The 16,827-nt window shown below is 62.4% G+C and carries 19 protein-coding genes; 7 read left to right on the forward strand and 12 right to left on the reverse strand.

Translation table 11 applies throughout. The features are described from left to right. Positions 1-96 precede the first annotated feature (96 nt). The 5 genes from hisF to hisB are packed head-to-tail and all read right to left on the reverse strand — an operon-like array spanning position 97 to position 3,409. Complete coding sequence (gene hisF / locus UP10_RS05890; RefSeq protein WP_044586413.1) at positions 97-873, reverse strand: imidazole glycerol phosphate synthase subunit HisF; 777 nt, start codon at positions 871-873, stop codon at positions 97-99. A gap of 9 nt (positions 874-882) precedes the next feature. Beyond that, positions 883-1,614, reverse strand: a complete 732-nt coding sequence (gene hisA / locus UP10_RS05895) for a 1-(5-phosphoribosyl)-5-[(5-phosphoribosylamino)methylideneamino]imidazole-4-carboxamide isomerase (RefSeq protein ID WP_044586513.1) — start codon at positions 1,612-1,614, stop codon at positions 883-885. Beyond that, positions 1,611-2,261, reverse strand: a complete 651-nt coding sequence (gene hisH, locus UP10_RS05900) for an imidazole glycerol phosphate synthase subunit HisH (protein ID WP_044586414.1) — start codon at positions 2,259-2,261, stop codon at positions 1,611-1,613. The genes hisA and hisH overlap by 4 nt, the downstream gene beginning before the upstream one ends. Further along, on the reverse strand, positions 2,258-2,788 hold the full coding sequence (locus tag UP10_RS05905; protein WP_044586415.1) for a DUF2628 domain-containing protein: 531 nt from the start codon (positions 2,786-2,788) through the stop codon (positions 2,258-2,260). Before UP10_RS05905 ends, hisH begins: the two co-directional genes overlap by 4 nt. Before the next feature lie 27 nt (positions 2,789-2,815). Next, complete coding sequence (gene hisB / locus UP10_RS05910; protein ID WP_044586416.1) at positions 2,816-3,409, reverse strand: imidazoleglycerol-phosphate dehydratase HisB; 594 nt, start codon at positions 3,407-3,409, stop codon at positions 2,816-2,818. Between the two features lie 242 nt (positions 3,410-3,651). Between hisB and hslV the strand changes: the two genes are divergently transcribed. The 4 genes from hslV (at position 3,652) to UP10_RS05930 (ending at position 7,358) form a co-directional block, all read left to right on the forward strand. Beyond that, positions 3,652-4,209, forward strand: a complete 558-nt coding sequence (gene hslV / locus UP10_RS05915) for an ATP-dependent protease subunit HslV (protein WP_044586417.1) — start codon at positions 3,652-3,654, stop codon at positions 4,207-4,209. 2 nt (positions 4,210-4,211) lie between these two features. Then, entirely contained in the window at positions 4,212-4,697 is a 486-nt protein-coding gene (locus tag UP10_RS05920) for a GNAT family N-acetyltransferase (protein ID WP_044586418.1), read from the forward strand. A gap of 77 nt (positions 4,698-4,774) precedes the next feature. Beyond that, positions 4,775-6,079, forward strand: a complete 1,305-nt coding sequence (gene hslU / locus UP10_RS05925; protein ID WP_044586419.1) for an ATP-dependent protease ATPase subunit HslU — start codon at positions 4,775-4,777, stop codon at positions 6,077-6,079. A gap of 154 nt (positions 6,080-6,233) precedes the next feature. Continuing rightward, a complete protein-coding gene (locus UP10_RS05930) occupies positions 6,234-7,358 on the forward strand; it encodes a hypothetical protein (RefSeq protein ID WP_044586514.1) in 1,125 nt (374 codons plus the stop codon). Between the two features lie 65 nt (positions 7,359-7,423). Here the strand turns inward: UP10_RS05930 and UP10_RS05935 are convergent, their stop codons facing one another. The 3 genes from UP10_RS05935 to UP10_RS05945 are packed head-to-tail and all read right to left on the reverse strand — an operon-like array spanning position 7,424 to position 10,303. Beyond that, on the reverse strand, positions 7,424-8,032 hold the full coding sequence (locus tag UP10_RS05935) for a Smr/MutS family protein (RefSeq protein ID WP_044586420.1): 609 nt from the start codon (positions 8,030-8,032) through the stop codon (positions 7,424-7,426). Continuing rightward, the gene (gene mltA, locus UP10_RS05940) at positions 8,029-9,621 is read right to left on the reverse strand and encodes a murein transglycosylase A (RefSeq protein WP_502692167.1); all 1,593 of its coding nucleotides are present in this window, start codon (positions 9,619-9,621) and stop codon (positions 8,029-8,031) included. The genes UP10_RS05935 and mltA overlap by 4 nt, the downstream gene beginning before the upstream one ends. Then, the gene (locus UP10_RS05945) at positions 9,599-10,303 is read right to left on the reverse strand and encodes a Tim44/TimA family putative adaptor protein (protein WP_044586421.1); all 705 of its coding nucleotides are present in this window, start codon (positions 10,301-10,303) and stop codon (positions 9,599-9,601) included. The genes mltA and UP10_RS05945 overlap by 23 nt, the downstream gene beginning before the upstream one ends. A gap of 397 nt (positions 10,304-10,700) precedes the next feature. Between UP10_RS05945 and secB the strand changes: the two genes are divergently transcribed. Further along, a complete protein-coding gene (gene secB, locus UP10_RS05950) occupies positions 10,701-11,189 on the forward strand; it encodes a protein-export chaperone SecB (protein ID WP_044538003.1) in 489 nt (162 codons plus the stop codon). A gap of 208 nt (positions 11,190-11,397) precedes the next feature. Here secB and dnaQ read toward each other — a convergent pair whose 3' ends face one another. From dnaQ to UP10_RS05970, 4 genes are all read right to left on the reverse strand, one after another. Continuing rightward, positions 11,398-12,117, reverse strand: coding sequence for a DNA polymerase III subunit epsilon (gene dnaQ / locus UP10_RS05955; RefSeq protein WP_044586422.1), 720 nt, complete (start codon positions 12,115-12,117; stop codon positions 11,398-11,400). A gap of 27 nt (positions 12,118-12,144) precedes the next feature. After that, the gene (gene coaE, locus UP10_RS05960; protein ID WP_044586423.1) at positions 12,145-12,744 is read right to left on the reverse strand and encodes a dephospho-CoA kinase; all 600 of its coding nucleotides are present in this window, start codon (positions 12,742-12,744) and stop codon (positions 12,145-12,147) included. Between the two features lie 71 nt (positions 12,745-12,815). Beyond that, entirely contained in the window at positions 12,816-13,424 is a 609-nt protein-coding gene (locus UP10_RS05965) for a Maf family protein (protein WP_044586516.1), read from the reverse strand. Between the two features lie 7 nt (positions 13,425-13,431). Further along, positions 13,432-14,268, reverse strand: a complete 837-nt coding sequence (locus UP10_RS05970) for a pyruvate, water dikinase regulatory protein (RefSeq protein ID WP_044586424.1) — start codon at positions 14,266-14,268, stop codon at positions 13,432-13,434. Positions 14,269-14,714: 446 nt separating this feature from the next. Between UP10_RS05970 and hemJ the strand changes: the two genes are divergently transcribed. Beyond that, positions 14,715-15,137: a protoporphyrinogen oxidase HemJ gene (gene hemJ, locus UP10_RS05975; protein ID WP_044586425.1), complete on the forward strand. Its 423-nt coding sequence runs from the start codon at positions 14,715-14,717 to the stop codon at positions 15,135-15,137. A gap of 255 nt (positions 15,138-15,392) precedes the next feature. After that, positions 15,393-16,658, forward strand: coding sequence for a transcription termination factor Rho (gene rho / locus UP10_RS05980; protein ID WP_044538007.1), 1,266 nt, complete (start codon positions 15,393-15,395; stop codon positions 16,656-16,658). Positions 16,659-16,827 lie beyond the last annotated feature (169 nt).

The following is a 16,827-nucleotide window of genomic DNA, read 5'->3' on the forward strand; positions in this document are numbered from 1 at the left end:
GATGGGGCTTAGCATTTTTGTGACAAGGAGTCCCAGATCTCCTTGTTTGAGCGTGATCTTCTCGGAAAACCGGCTTCCACTTTTCCGGATCACGCTTTAGGGATCGAGGCGCATCGGCAGCCCGGCGCGCACCATGTGATCCTTGGCTTGGCGGATGGTAAATTCCCCGAAGTGGAAGATCGAGGCGGCCAGCACACCCGTGGCGTGGCCCTCGCGGACGCCGTCGACCAGGTGATCCAGATTGCCGACGCCGCCGGACGCAATGACCGGTACGGGAACACTATCAGCGATGGCCCGGGTCAGCGGCAGGTCAAAGCCTTGCCGGGTGCCGTCCCGGTCCATCGAAGTCAGCAAGATTTCGCCGGCGCCGAGCGCGACCACTTCCTGGGCATATTCGATAGCATCGATCCCGGTCGAATTGCGGCCGCCATGGGTGAATATCTCCCAGCGCTCCCCGCCGCCGGCACGCTTGACCCGCTTGGCATCGATCGCGACCACGATGCACTGCTCACCGAACTTCTCGGCCGCTTCCTTGACGAATTCGCGCCGGCTGACGGCCGCCGAATTGATCGAGACCTTGTCGGCGCCGGAGCGCAGCAGGGTCTTGATGTCGTCGACGGTGCGAACGCCGCCGCCGACGGTCAGCGGCATGAAGCAGGCCTCCGCCGTCCGCCGCACCACGTCGAGCATGATGCCGCGGTTTTCATGTGTGGCGGTGATGTCGAGGAAGGTGAGTTCGTCGGCGCCGGCAGCGTCATAGGCAATCGCCGCCTCGACCGGATCGCCGGCATCGCGCAGGTCGACGAAATTGACGCCCTTGACCACGCGCCCGTCTTTGACGTCGAGACAGGGGATCACGCGAACCTTGAACATACTCGTCTCCTAGGCTGCGTTGCGGATCAGTTGAAGGGCGGCGGCGGGATCAAGCCTACCGTCATAGAGCGCGCGGCCGACGATAGCGCCCGCGAGCTTCTTGGCGCGCGGCTCGAGCAGCGCCTTGACGTCATCGATCGAGGCAAAGCCGCCGGAGGCAATCACCGGGATGGAGATCCGATCGGCGAGCGCAATCGTCGCATCGAGGTTGAGGCCCTTGAGCAGGCCGTCGCGGGCGATGTCGGTAAAGATGATCGCTGCGACGCCGGCATCCTCGAAGCGCTGCGCGATGTCGAGCGCGGTGACTTGCGACGTCTCGGCCCAGCCTTCGACCGCGACCTTGCCGTCGCGCGCATCGAGGCCCACAGCCACACGACCGGGGAACTGCTTCGCCGCGCCCTTCACGAGCTCGGGATCGCGCACCGCCGCGGTGCCGATGATCACGCGCGTGATGCCCTTGCCGAGCCAGGCTTCGATCATCTTGAGATCGCGGATGCCGCCGCCGAGCTGCACCGGTATGGTGACGGCCTTCAGCATCGCCTCCACCGCCTGCGCGTTCATCGGCTTGCCGGCGAACGCACCGTCGAGGTCGACGACGTGGAGATATTCGAATCCCTGCGCGGCGAAGGCACGGGCCTGCGCCGCCGGATCGAGATTGAACACGGTGGCGCGCGCCATGTCGCCCTGCTCCAGGCGCACGCACTGGCCGTTCTTCAGGTCTACCGCGGGAAAGAGAATCACGGCTTCCACTTCAAGAAGTTCGAGATCAGGGCCAATCCAAAACGCTGGCTCTTCTCGGGGTGAAACTGGGTGCCGATCGCGGTGTCCTTGCCGACGATCGCGGTCACCGATCCGCCATAGTCGGCGGTTGCCAGCACGTCGGCCTCGTTGGCGGCATTGAGGTGATAGGAGTGCACGAAATAGGCGTGGCGGCCCTTCGGCCCAAGCGGCAGCCGCTCCAGCACCGGGTGCTCGCGAACCATATCGAGCGTGTTCCAGCCCATATGGGGCACCTTCAGGTTTTCTTCACGCGGCTCGATCTTCTCGACGTCGCCGGCGATCCAGTTGAACCCTTCGGTCGTGACGTGCTCCTTGCCGCGCGTCGCCATCAGCTGCATGCCGACGCAGATGCCCAGGAACGGCCGGGCCTTGACCCGCACCGCCTCGGTGAGCGCCTCCAGCAGGCCATCGACCGCGTCGACACCACGGCGGCAATCGGCGAAAGCGCCGACGCCGGGCAGCACGATGCGATCGGCGCGATACACCGTGTCGGGATCGCGCGTCACGATGATCTTCTGCGGATCGTCCATGCCGCGCGTGGCGCGCTCGAAGGCCTTTGCCGCCGAATGCAGATTGCCGGAGCCGTAGTCGATGATGGCAACGCTCATCGCGATCCTCCTGGCTCTGGAAACAATCCGATAATGCCGCCTTGCGGCAGCGGCGGGGCTTTTGAGAACGGCTGGCCCGGAACATTTCGCGTCGGGGGCGGCGCGCCGCGATCGATCGATCGCTGGTCATTGACGATGCCGCGATGACGCGCCGTCCAGCGTTCGAAAAAGCGGCGCTCGGCAGCCTCCTCATCGGCGGCCACGACGACGTCGAGCTGGCGCCATTTGCGTCGCGACAGCGTCCAGCGTTGCAAGCTGGCGGCCTCGAACCCCATCAGCAGCGCCAGCACCAGGTCGACGAAAAAGATCGCGCCCGCCCCGACGCCGAGCTTGGCCAGTCCGAAGTCGACGACAAAGGTCAGGACGATCCAGCCGATCAGCGCAAGCCAGAGCCGATGCCAGGCAAGCCAGATCACGCTCGCGACCGCGGCCCAGAAATGGAAGCCGTCGCGCACGAAGGTGAACTTGTCCGTCGCCGCAAGATCGGCGCTATCGGCCACGGGGGCATGCACTGTGTAGACCGGCATTGGAAGCTCCGCCGAAAAGAAGAAAGGTCAGCCGCCGAGCTGGCCTTTGGTCGAGGGCACCTCGCCCGCGTTGCGCGGATCGATCGCGATCGCCGTGCGGAGCGCCCTCGCCAAACCCTTGAAACAGGATTCGGCGATATGATGGCTGTTATCGCCATATAGGGTCTCTACGTGGAGAGTCACGCCTGCGTTCATCGCGAACGCGTTGAACCATTCGCGCACCAGTTCGGTGTCGAATTCGCCGATCTTGTCGCGCGGGAATTCGACCTTGAACACCAGCACCGACCGGCCCGAGATGTCGATCACGACGCGCGACAGCGTCTCGTCCATCGGCATGTGGATCGAGGCGTAGCGGGTGATGCCGGCCATATTGCCGAGCGCCTGTTTCACGGCTTGTCCGAGCGCGATCCCGACGTCTTCGGTGGTGTGGTGGTAATCGACATGGAGATCGCCATCCGCTTTCACCGTGATGTCGATGCGCGAATGCCGGGCCAGGAGGTCGAGCATATGGTCGAAGAAGCCGATCCCGGTCGAAACCGTGGATACGCCTGCTCCGTCGAGGTTGACCGTCACCTCGATGTCGGTCTCCTTGGTCTTGCGCTTGATGGTTGCGGTGCGCATGAAGATTAAGCTTTCCCGTGCCGAAAACGTGGGCCTTTTAACAGGCTGATGTCACCTTCGCTACTGCGGGATGACGCCGAAATGCCCCAACTTCGGGCCATGGTGACCGGAATTCGTGCCCATTTCCTCAAGAGGCGCTTTCTTCCCCATCCCGGATCAAGTGCTGGACCGAAAACGCTTCGAATGGCCCGATTGTAACCCCCTGCCTGACCGCCTAAATCAGCCCGGAAGAGAGGTCATCTATGCAAGCATCCCAAAATGAGCTCCCGGTCTGGCATGGCACCACGATTTGCACGGTCCGCAAGGGCGGCAGGGTGGTGATCGGCGGCGACGGACAGGTCTCGATCGGCCAGACCGTGATCAAATCCAACGCCAAGAAGGTCCGCCGGATCGGCAAGGGCGACGTGATCGGCGGCTTTGCCGGCGCCACCGCCGACGCCTTCACCCTGTTCGAGCGTCTCGAAAGCAAGCTGGAGCAATATCCGGGGCAGTTGACCCGGGCGGCCGTCGAGCTCGCCAAGGATTGGCGCACCGACCGCTATCTGCGGCGGCTGGAGGCGATGATGATCGTCGCCGACAAGGACGTCTCCCTGGTGCTGACCGGCACCGGCGACGTGCTGGAGCCTGAGTCCGGCGTGATCGCGATCGGCTCGGGCGGCAATTATGCGCTCGCGGCTGCCCGCGCGCTGATCGATACCGACAAGGACGCCGAAACCATCGTACGCCGGGCGCTCGATATCGCGGCCGACATCTGTGTCTACACCAACCGGAACGTCACGATCGAATCGCTGGGCGGCTGAATATGGCCGGCCCCTACCGCTTCCGCCCGATGACGGCCGCCGACCTGCCGCAGATCAGGCGGTGGCTGGCGCTGCCGCATGTCCGGGAGTGGTGGGGCGATCCGGCCGAGCAATACGCGCTCGTCAGCGGCGACCTCGATGCGCCGGCGATAGACCAGTTCATCGTCGCGACCCCGGGTGGCGATTTCGGCTACATACAGTGCTATGACGTGACCGCGTGGGATTCAGGCTTCGGCGGCCAACCAGAGGGTACGCGCGGCATCGATCTGTTCATCGGCGAACCCGGCATGATCGCGCATGGCCACGGCGCAGCGCTGATCCGCACCTTCGTCGACGAGCGGCTGGCCCAGGCCACGCCGCGCGTCATCACCGACCCCGATCCCGCCAATGCACGGGCGGTGCGCGCCTATGAGAAAGCGGGCTTCCGGAAGGCGCACATGGTCGACACGCCTGACGGAGCGGCACTGCTGATGATCCGCGAGACCTGACCCCCGAGACCTGACCGCAACGTCGCAGGCGCGGAACAGCGCTTGTCGATCGAGTTCCTTCAACCTAGCTAGAGCCAATGACCGACTTCTCCCCCCGTGAAATTGTTTCCGAACTCGACCGCTTCATCGTCGGCCAGGCCGATGCGAAGCGCGCCGTATCGATCGCGCTTCGCAACCGCTGGCGACGGCTGCAGCTCGCCGGTTCCCTGCGCGAGGAGGTTCTGCCCAAGAACATCCTGATGATCGGGCCGACCGGCGTCGGCAAGACCGAGATCGCACGGCGGCTGGCCAAGCTTGCGGCCGCCCCCTTCCTCAAGGTCGAAGCCACCAAATTCACCGAGGTCGGCTATGTCGGCCGCGACGTCGAGCAGATCATCCGCGATCTCGTCGAGGTCGCGATCGCACAAGTGCGCGAGCGCAAGCGCAAGGACGTGCAGGCCCGCGCCCAGCTCGCCGCCGAGGAGCGCGTGCTGGATGCGCTGGTCGGCGCGAGCTCCAGCGCCGCGACGCGCGACTCGTTCCGCAAGAAGCTGCGCGCCGGCGAGCTCAACGACAAGGAAATCGAAATCGAGACCCAATCGTCCGGCGGCGGCTTCCCGATGTTCGAAATTCCCGGGATGCCCGGCGCCCAGATGGGTGCAGTCTCGCTCGGCGATATCTTCGGCAAGATGGGTGGGCGCAGCAAGACCCGCCGCCTGACCGTCGAAAGCTCGCACGAGATCCTCATCAACGAGGAATCTGACAAGATGCTCGACACCGAGCAGCTGGTGCAGGAGGCGATCAGCGCGGTCGAGAACAACGGCATCGTGTTCCTCGACGAGATCGACAAGATCTGCGTCCGCGAGAACCGCCAGGGCGGCGACGTCTCGCGCGAAGGCGTGCAGCGCGATTTGCTGCCACTGATCGAGGGCACCACCGTCTCCACCAAGCACGGCGCCGTCAAAACCGACCACATCCTGTTCATCGCCTCGGGCGCGTTCCATATCGCAAAGCCGTCGGACCTGCTGCCCGAGCTGCAGGGCCGGCTGCCGATCCGCGTCGAGCTGCAGGCGCTCACCCGCGACGACATGCGCCGGATCCTGACCGAGCCCGAGGCGTCGCTGATCAAGCAGTATGTCGCGCTGCTGCAGACCGAGGGCGTGACCCTCGACATCACCGACGGCGCGATCGACGCACTGGCCGACGTCGCGGTCGCCGTCAATTCAACGGTCGAGAACATCGGCGCGCGGCGGCTGCAGACCGTGATGGAGCGCGTGCTGGACGAGATCTCCTTCACGGCTCCCGACCGCAATGGCGAAACCATCCAGGTCGATGCCGACTATGTGACCAAGCATGTCGGCGATCTCGCCAAGAACGCGGATTTGAGCCGGTTTATTTTGTAGGCGTTATAGCTAAGATTGTCGTCCCTGCGAAAGCAGGGACCCATAACCACCGGCGACCATTGTTGAAGCAAGTAGCAGCCCCAGCCTTCGCCAAACGGAAGCCGGTGGTTATGGGTCACGGCTCGCGCTTCGCTTGGCCGGGACGACGATGAACTTGAATTCGCGATTCTGGCGAAACCCCTGGCGCTTGATGCTTGTCATCAATGCCGCCGTGCTCGTCGGGGTGTTCCTCGTCAAGATCAGGCTGCCGCCCTACGTTCCCTACATCCACCTGCTGGTCGATTATCACTACGGCTTCACCAAGCGCGCGCTGATCGGCGCGATCGTCTCGCTGTTCACCGACACAGTGCCGGTGTGGCTGGTGTTTGCGCTCGCCGGCACGGTCTGGCTGATCACGCTCGGTCTGTTCATCAGACTCTTCCGCCGCACATTCGGATTCGACGACGCGCATTGGCCGCTGTTCGTCTTCGTTGCGGGATCGCCGTTCTTCCTGAAGAATTTTATGCACACGCTCGGCCATTTCGACATCTATGGCTGCGCGCTGGCGATCGTGCTGCTGCTGATCCCGGCACGCTCGATCGCCTATGTGCTGATGGCGGCACTGTTCTCGATCGCGCTGATCCTCATCCACCACATCTTTGTCCTGATGTACGTGCCGACCATTGCGGCCATCGTCGTGCTGCGGTTCTACCTGGTGCAAGGCTTAACGCCGCGGAATGCGGTGGCCGGAATCGCGGCGCTTGCCGCGGTCGGCCTCCTCTTCCTGGTCGCGCAATTCGCGGGCACGGTGGATGTGCCCTATGACGAATTCCTTCGTCACCTGCAGAGCCGGATGGCCGATCCGTCGCGAACCGATCTGCTTCAGTTCGGCTACATCTGGTACCAGCCGCTGTCGAAGGAGATCACCGACACCTGGGCCCGCATGCCCTCCAACATCCTGGGCATCCCGGTGTTCGCGCTGCTGATCTGGCTGCACACGCCGCTCTGGCGCTATTTCGCACGGCTGATCGGCGCGCTCGCGATCGAGCCGCACCGCCGGATCATGATCGCTGCGATCGTCATGATCAGCGCCGGCTATCTCGTCATGTTCGCGATCGTGTTCGACTATTCGCGCTGGATTTCGAACTGGGCAGTCTGCATGTTCCTGATGCTGCACGCGGTGAAGATGCTGCCGGCGTCGAAGGATGTCGCGCTGATACCGTCGGATGATGGTAAGACGATAATATCAGGCTGGATCATCACATTGATCCCGCGCGTCGGGATCGTGCGGCCGTTTTAGACTCTTGTTTTGACGCGTTTTCTTCACGCGAACCGGTACCCACTTCGCTCGAAAACGCTCTGATCTCATGCTCGAACGCGCCGGACCCGCACATAGAGCGCGCCCTCGCCGCCATGGCCGATATGGGCCTGCTCGAAGCCTACGACCAGCGAGCGGAATTCCGGCAGGCTGAGCCATTCCGGCACCTGGCGGCGCAACACGCCGCGCTCGGACTCCGGACCGGCAACTTTGCCCTTACCGGTGATGACAAGCACAAAGGTCAGTCCGTCGCTATGGGCGCGTTGCAGGAAGGTGAACAGCACCCGATGCGCGCGTATTTGCGTCATGCCGTGCAGATCGAGCCGCGCATCGATCTCCTGCTTTCCGCGCGACAGTTTGGCGCGGTCGCGGCGGCCGATCGGCGCCAACGGTGGCATTTGCGGCCGCGGTGCCGGCGCTGCCTTCATAGGCGCTGCCGGCTTGATTGGAACAGACTTGATTGGAACAGACTTGGCCGCAATGTGAGGCGTGCCCGGATCGTGAGCGGTCGCGTGGGCTTTCGCCGGCGCCGGCTTCTTGCGCAGCGGCTTGACCTGTTTCGCGACGCTTTCCCACAGCGCCCGCTCCTCCTCGCTCAGCGCGCGCTTGCGCCGCGACGGTGCGGTGAGATCTGGAAGCGGCGCGGGGCGTTTCATTTGTAGCGGTGATGCCGATAGCGCCGGGTGCGCCGCTGCTCCGGTGGTTGCGGGATGTTGGGCCGGGCCTCCGGCAACGGCACCGCTTGTGCCACAGGCGCGGCTTGCGCGACAGGGGCCGTCGCAGCAGGCGCTGAGGACGTGGCCGGCGCGGTGTCCTGTGCGGCACTCTTGGCAGCACTCTTGGCCGACGGCGTGACAGGCACATCAGCCGGCTTCGCCGTCGGCTGCGGATCAGTCTGTGGAAATAGCTTTGCGATTTTGGCCGACGGCCGCTCGTCCGGCACCGGCAGCTTGCGGCCGCGGGCAACCGGATCGAGGCCCTTCGGCACCAGCATGACGAACTGCATATTGTGCCGCAGCCGGCCCGACACCTTTCCGGCGTCCGCGCCGGCGCCGAAATAGAGATCGGCGCGTGCCGGGCCAACGATCGCAGAGCCGGTGTCCTGTGCGATCATCAGCCGGTGGAACGGCGTCTTCGACTGCTCGGATTCGATCGGCAGCTCACCCTCGATGAAGAACGGCGTGCCATAGACATGCAGCGCCTTGTCGACGGCGATCGAGCGCCCCGGCGTCAGCGGCACGCCCTGCGCGCCGACGGCTTCGTCCTTGTCGGATAGCGGGACTTCGCGGAAGAAAACGTAGGAGCGGTTCTGCCGCCGCAGCTCCTTCGCGCCATCAGGGTTCTGGTCCATCCACTCCCTGATCTTCTGCATCGACATCTGGTCCTTCGGGATGATGCCGCGATCGATCAGGACACGTCCGACCGCCGTATAGGGATAGCCGTTGTGGGCGTCGTAGTTGATGCGCAGCGTGGTGCCGTCCGGAAGCTTGATCCGCGCCGAACCCTGGATCTGCGCGAACAGCAGATCGGTCGGGCTCCTCAGCCATGCGATCTCCAGCCCGCGGCCGGCGATCGCGCCATCCTCGATCGCGGCACGGTCGTAATAGGGCACGAGCTTGCGCCGTCCGATCTTGCGGAACACCTGGCCGCCGTTGGGCAGGCCGGTCGAATTCTGCGTCTTGCCGCGCACGAACAGGTTGGACGGGCGGCGATAGACCGGGACGTTGTAGACGTCTGTCTGGGTCCGCGAGCCATCGAGCACCGGCTCGTAATAGCCGGTGACGAAGCCTGCGTCCTCGCCGAGCCGCGAGATGCGCAAGGGAACGAAGTTCTGCTCGAAGAAATCCTTCGCCTTGGCGGTGTCGGCGAGCTCGAGGCCCTTGGCGATCCGGCAGGGGTCACGCAGCGAGCTGCCGAGCGCCTTGGCGTCCGGCGGCACGCCCTGCTGGGCCGCTATCGGCTTGCAGCTCGTTCGAAACGCCTTGTAGGCAGCAAGATGGTCGTCGTCGGTCCAGCCGGGGATACTGGCCCAGGTCAGCGGCTCATACTGGCTGCCGTTGACCTGCAACGGCAATTCCAGATTGGGATAGGGAATCTGTCGCGCATGGTCCTGCGGCGGTGGCGCGTGCCGGTGGGATCTGTAGCGCGCGGCTATGGCCGCCGTCGAACATAGAATCGCCAATGCGCAACACGCAATGGCGAGGCGCCCATAACTGAGATGTTTAGTGAGCGCTTCCAGTACCAACCAGCTTCCAGTTCGGATCGCGGGACGTCGCGTCGCGGGCGAATGACCAGACGTCGGTGATATCGGCCACCTTGTCCGAACTGCCGTCGACGATCGTGCCCGCCTTGTCGCGCGTGACCGAGATCATCTGCGACACGAAGCGGACGGTCAGCTGGGCCGAACGGTCGCGCGTCTCCGCATTGACGATCTCAGCCTTGTCGATCGAGACGAACCGCGTCTCGGTCTTCTGCTCATGCTTTTCGCGATCCTTGATCGCAGTATCGAAGCTTTCATAGACCTCGGGCGACAACAAATCCTTCAACGCGCGGCGATCGCCATTGGCAAAGGCCAGCACGATCATTTCGTAGGCTGAGCGCGCGCCGGACAAGAAATGCCGCGGATCGAAAGACGTGTCCTGGGCGACCAACGCATCGAGGCCCTGCGCCAGCGGCGTGCCCGGCTCGGCAAGACCCTTCCAGCGATCCGATGGTTCGGTCGGCCCGGCGGGCGGCGCCACGGTCGGCTGATCGATCACCGAGCCCGGAATCGGGACAACATTATTATCCTGACTGCGCTGCAAGACATTGGGTGCAGCGCGATCATAGGGCGGCCGCTCGCTTCCGGTGCGCTGTCCGAGGACGCTGCGCAGACGCAGGAAGATGAACACAGCCAGCGCCAGGAAGATGATGGTGTAGATATCCACGTGGAATTCGCTTTCTGGTCTCTGCCGGCAACGGGCCGGCCGTACAAAGCGTTCCCGGTCGGGAACGGCAGAGATTACATCACGGATTAGGTCCGCTGCATCTAGGCACGAAACTATGCCCGGCCAATGGCGCTTTTTGGCACGGGCAATTGTAGCGCGTTTTGCCGGCGGGGGGAAACCCGTTCCTGCCCGGAAATCGCGCATATTCAATAATTTAGGAACCCGTTAAGGGATTAGGCAGATGCGCTCGCCAGCTGCCATGTGGCAATAATCTGCGGCGCGCCGTCCTTGTGGACCGAGCCGAGCCTATGATAGCCACTCGGCCGGCATTTCAACACCCTAACGCGTGGCTTCGGACATTAGCCCGTCCATCGAGCGCCGCTTGTGGAGATATTTCATGACCAATGGCAACGGCGTACCCGTCGAACCAGCCCCGCCCCAGCTCAACGTGCTGGCGCAATACACCAAGGATCTCTCGTTCGAGAACCCGAACGCGCCCGCCTCGCTCGGCCAGCAGCAGCAGCAGCCGGCGATCAACATCCAGATCAACGTCTCGGCCAACAACCTCTCGGAAAACGAGTTCGAGGTGATCTTGTCGATCGAGGGCAAGGCTGAAAGCGCTGGTAAGGTGATCTTCAGCTTCGACCTCGCCTATGCCGGCGTGTTCCGGATCGCCAATGTTCCGAAGGAACACCTGCACCAGCTGGTCATGATCGAGTGCCCCCGGCTGCTGTTCCCGTTCGCGCGCGAGATCGTGGCGACCGCGGTCCGCGACGGCGGCTTCCCGCCCCTGATGCTCGATCCGGTCGATTTCGTCGGTCTCTACCGGCAAAACATGGAACGGCAGGCTGCCGCCCAGGCTGCGTCCGGCATCAAGCCGAGCTGATCCGAGCAATTCCAGGAAAAGCGACCAGAGCACTTTCGGTTCTGATTGAATCAGAACCGAAGCTCTGGATTCTGGTTTTGACGCGTTTTCTTGACGCGAACCGGTGTCCACGGAGCCTGTCATCGGGCGCGCATTCGCGTGACCCGTTGGCTCGAAAACGCTCTAGGTCAACGAATTCGGCTCTGATCCGATCAGGGCCGAAACGTTTCTAGGCGGCCGGTGCTGCCGCCGGCGCCGGCGGCAAATAGTCGCTCCAGATCGGTTTGTCGCCCAGGGTCGCGACAAAGGCCCGGTGCTCCCCGCGATCCACGTCGCTGACACGCGCAACCAGCGGAGTCTCGCGCTGCCGCCGCGGCGTGTCGCCAAAGCTGCCCGCACGTGTATCCGATGTCTCCGAAGCCAGGATGAGCTGCGACTGCCGCGCCCCGATCAGGTCGATATAGACCTCGGCGAGCAGCTCGGCGTCGAGCAGCGCGCCGTGCTTGGTCCGGCGCGAATTATCGATCGAATAGCGCGAGCAGAGATCGTCGAGCCGGTTCGACACGCCGGGATGCTTGCGGCGCGCCAGCAGCAGCGTATCGACCAGACGGTCCTTTGGAACGACCGGCCGCTTGATGCGATCGAGCTCGGCATTGATGAAGCCGATGTCGAACGACGCGTTGTGGATCACCAGCGGCGTGTCGCCGATGAAGGCCAGGAACTCGTCGACCACCTCCTTGAACAGCGGCTTGCTGGCCAGGAATTCGGTCGACAGGCCATGCACGGCAAACGCCTCGGCCGGCATGTCGCGCTCGGGATTGATGTAGACGTGATAGGTCTGCCCGGTCGCCATGCGGTTGAACATCTCGACGCAGCCGATCTCGACCAGCCGGTCGCCGCGCAGCGGATCAAGGCCGGTGGTTTCGGTATCGAGAACGATTTCGCGCATGAGGCAAGGGACCGGAAAAGCGGCGAATCAGGTGCGCCGCTTCAGCATCTTAACGACCTCGCCCAGAATGTCGTGGATACGCGTGCGCACCGGATCAAGTCCGTACGAGGTATCCACTATGAAATCCGCCCGCTTGCGCTTTTCGGCGTCCGGCATCTGCCGCGCGATAATGGCATCGAGTTTTTCGGCATCCATGGTACCTCGCGCCAGCACGCGCTCGCGCTGCAGTTCCGGCGATGTGGTGACGACGACTACCGCATCGACACGTTTTTCCCCGCCGGTCTCGAACAATAACGGCACGTCGACAACGACGACCGGCGCACCTGCGGCCTCCGCATCGGCGAAGAATGTCTGGCGTGACGCTCCGAGCATCGGATGCACGATCTGCTCGAGCTGCTTCATCGCAGCCGCATCGCGCACCACCCGCGCGGAAAGCTTGGCGCGGTCGACCTTGCCGTTTTCAGTGGTGCCAGGGAAGGCGGCTTCGATCGCTGGAGCCGCTTCGCCCTCATACAATTGATGCACGGCTGCATCGGCGTCATAGACCGGCACGCCGGCCTCCGCGAACAGTTTCGCGGTGGTGGATTTCCCCATCCCGATCGAGCCGGTCAGTCCAAGAATCAGCATCGGAGAATCAACATCGGATCAGCATCTTTCCGTCGCCAAATCTTTCTTAAGACTTGTCTTTCATCGGTGTCTCACACTGCGAGCAATTTCTCGCTTCGTAGGTACGCGAGCAGTGACAATAGCGGCAGGCCGAGAATGGTGAAATGGTCGCCCTCGATCCGCTCGAACAAATGCACCCCCAAGCCCTCGAGCTGATAAGCTCCAACGCTGGTCGTAACAGCATCGCCGGCCTGGTCGAGATAGGCCTTGATCTGGTTTTCGGTCAACGGCCGCATCGTCATGCGCGCGACGCCGACATCCGAGAACAGGATCTTGCCATCCCGCGCCACAGCTACGGCCGAATGCAGCTCATGGACCTGGCCTGCAAGCAGGCCCAGTTGCTCGGCGGCCTGAACGCGTCCCGCCGGCTTGCTGAACATCCGTTGCCCCAACGCCAGCGTTTGGTCGGCGCCGACAACATATTGGCCTGGTTTCTGCCTGGATATGAACAGCGCCTTTTCGCACGACAACAGCGATGCGATCTCGCCCGGCGCCGTGCGACCGGAGTGCTGTTGCACCGCGCGCTCGTCGATGTCGGCCGGCAGCGCCTCAAAATCGAAGCCGGCATTCTCCAGCAGAATATTCCGCGCCCGGCTTTGCGACGCCAGGATCAGCTTCTGTTGTCCACGCCAGATACTCATGAAGCGATCATTCCAGCGGCCGCGCGCGCTGGCGATCGGCATAGAGCTTCATGATCGCCGCCGCCGTCTCTTCGATCGAGCGTCGTGTCACGTCGAGCAGCGCCCAATTGAATTTCGCGCTCAATCGCCGCGCAAAAGCGACTTCGTCGGCCACCGCCTTCTTGTCGATATAGGTGTCGTTGTCGCGGTCACCCATGCTCAGCAGACGGTTCTGCCGGACCTGGATCAATCGCTCCGGTGTCGCATGCAGGCTGACGACCAGCGGCTTCTTCAACGTCTCGAGCTGATGCGGCAGCGGAATGCCTGGCACCAGCGGTACGTTCGCCGTGCGGATGCCGCGGTTGGCGAGATAGATCGAGGTCGGCGTCTTCGACGTGCGGGACACACCCACGAGGACGACATCCGCTTCCTCGAGGCCTTCGACCTGCTGGCCGTCGTCATGCATCATCGTGAAGTTCAGTGCGTCGATGCGGCGGAAATATTCCGCGTTGAGCACGTGCTGCGCCCCGACGCGCCCCGTAGTCCCGGAACCCAGATACGCCTCGAACAATTGCATCACCGGTCCGATGATCGACAGGCTCGGAACATTAATGTCCTTACACTTACCTTCGAGGCGGCCGACGAGATCCTTCTCGAGCAACGTGAACAGCACGATGCCGGGCGATTCCTCGATCTCGTCGAGCACGCGATCGAGCTGCTTCTGGCTGCGCACCAGGGGATAGACGTGCTCGACTGCAGTGACATTGGCGTACTGCGCAGCGACCGCGCGCGCCACGGTGATCAGCGTCTCGCCGGTCGAATCCGACACCAGATGCAGATGGAAATAGTTGGAGTTCGTGGGCACCAAAACCCCTGTGTATCCTGTGAGTCGCTGTGGAGGCCGGGGAGGAAATTCCGGGGCCGGGAGCCGGCTCCTGTATATCTCATCCTTTTCTGCACAGCGCCTCCTAAGAGGATAAGTCAAAATCGTCTAGGACGATGATAGTGAACATGTGTGGATTTGTCTCTTGATAAGCTGGCCACAGCGCAGCGCAAGCAATTGAGTCAAACCGCTGAATCCGGATCACTGGACGTCCCGGCCCGGATGTTGAGAGATGTGAAGAAGTCGCCGCGAACGGCTGAACAGTTTCTTATGAGTCCAATCCACCGTTACTTAGACTCAAACCTAAGATTCTAAAATTAATAGGTTTAGATAAGCCGAGCTTGCGGATAAGTATCCGTTCCTCGCTTGGAGAGCTCCGTTTGCAACGCTGAGACCGCCCGAGCTGTTCCCTGAAAGTCACCCCTGCGATGTACGAGTGGATCAAGGCGCTGCACATCATCGCCGTCATCTCGTGGATGGCGGGCATGCTCTATTTGCCGCGGCTGTTCGTCTATCATTGCGAGGTGGAAGCCGGCTCGAAGCAGTCCGAGACCTTCAAGGTCATGGAACGTCGGCTTTTGAAGGCGATCATCAATCCTGCGATGATCGTAACCTGGCTTGCAGGGCTCTATTTGGTTTGGGCCGGACACTGGTACCTTTCGGGCTGGTTTCACGCCAAACTGGCGCTGGTGCTCGTCCTGTCCGGTGTCCACGGCTTTTTTTCAAGCTGCGTGAAGGACTTCGCCGCTGACCGGAATCAGCGTAGCCAGAAATTCTATCGTATTATCAACGAGGTGCCGACGATTCTGATGATCCTGATCGTGATTCTCGTGGTCGTGAAGCCGTTCTAGCAGCCCACCATGCTCAAGAAGCGGGCTTCAGTCCTTCTTGCGAAGTATCGATCGATTTTCTATATAGGCCCTACCCCACCCCACGCAGGCGGATGTGGCTGCGTCTTGGTCTTTTTCTTGGACCGGCCGCCGCATCAGGTTTGAAGCCTCATCGGCACTTTCCTGGCTGAGACCTGCGGACCTTCCCTCTGCGTCCGCTTTTTCCAAAGCCACCTCGCATCCCTTCCCAACCTACTTCCTCACAGGACGACCCCAATGCGGGAAATCAAACTCCAGGACCTCAAATCTAAAACGCCGGCTGAGCTCGTCTCGTTTGCGGAAGAGAATGGGGTCGAAAACGCCAGCACCATGCGCAAGCAGGAGCTGATGTTCGCTATCCTCAAGCAACTCGCGATCGCCGAGACCGATATTATCGGCGAAGGCGTCGTCGAGGTTTTGTCCGACGGCTTCGGCTTCCTTCGCTCACCTGACGCGAACTATTTGCCCGGCCCCGACGACATCTACGTTTCGCCATCGCAGATCCGCCGATTCGGCCTGCGCACCGGCGATACGATCGAAGGCCACATTCGCAGCCCGAAGGAAGGCGAACGCTATTTCGCGCTGCTGAAGGTCAACACGCTCAATTTCGAAGACCCGGAAAAGTCGAAGCACAAGGTCAATTTCGACAACCTCACGCCGCTGTTTCCCAATCAGCGCTTCCGCATGGAGCTTGAGGATTCGACCAAGAAAGACCTTTCGGCAAGGGTGATCGACATCGTTGCGCCGATCGGCAAGGGCCAGCGCGCGCTGATCGTGGCCCCGCCGCGCACCGGCAAGACGGTGCTGATGCAGAACATCGCGCACTCGATCACCGCCAATCATCCCGAATGCTATCTGATCGTGCTCTTGATCGACGAACGTCCGGAAGAAGTCACGGACATGCAGCGCTCGGTGAAGGGCGAGGTGGTGTCGTCCACCTTCGACGAACCCGCTGTGCGGCACGTCCAGGTCGCCGAGATGGTGATCGAGAAGGCCAAGCGGCTCGTCGAACACGGCCGCGACGTCGTGATCTTGCTCGATTCGATTACGCGCCTTGGCCGCGCCTACAACACGGTGGTGCCGTCGTCGGGCAAGGTCTTGACCGGCGGTGTCGATGCCAACGCCCTGCAGCGCCCGAAGCGGTTCTTCGGCGCCGCGCGCAACATCGAGGAGGGCGGCTCGCTGACCATCATCGCGACCGCGCTGGTCGATACCGGCAGCCGCATGGACGAAGTCATTTTCGAAGAGTTCAAGGGCACCGGTAACTCCGAACTGATCCTCGACCGCAAGGTCTCGGACAAGCGCACCTTCCCGGCGATCGATATCTCGCGCTCCGGAACCCGCAAGGAAGAGCTGATCACCGATCCTCAGGTGCTGAAGAAGATGTACGTCCTGCGCCGCATCCTCAACCCGATGGGCACCATGGACGCGATCGACTTCCTGCTCGACAAGCTCCGGAACACGAAGAGCAACTCGGAATTCTTCGATTCGATGAACACCTGAGGGGACGGCCTGAGGTGGACGGGGCGCTTCGTGGGAACGGAGCGCCCTTTTTCATGCTGCGGCTTTGCTGCAGCAGAGTGCAGCATGGGCTGGTCGCCTCTATTCGACTATTTCAGATGTAATATATTGATATCATTATATTATTATAGGACTATCGATCACGCGCGGC

It is taken from the genome of Bradyrhizobium sp. LTSPM299, from assembly GCF_000938235.1.
Classification (GTDB): domain Bacteria; phylum Pseudomonadota; class Alphaproteobacteria; order Rhizobiales; family Xanthobacteraceae; genus Bradyrhizobium.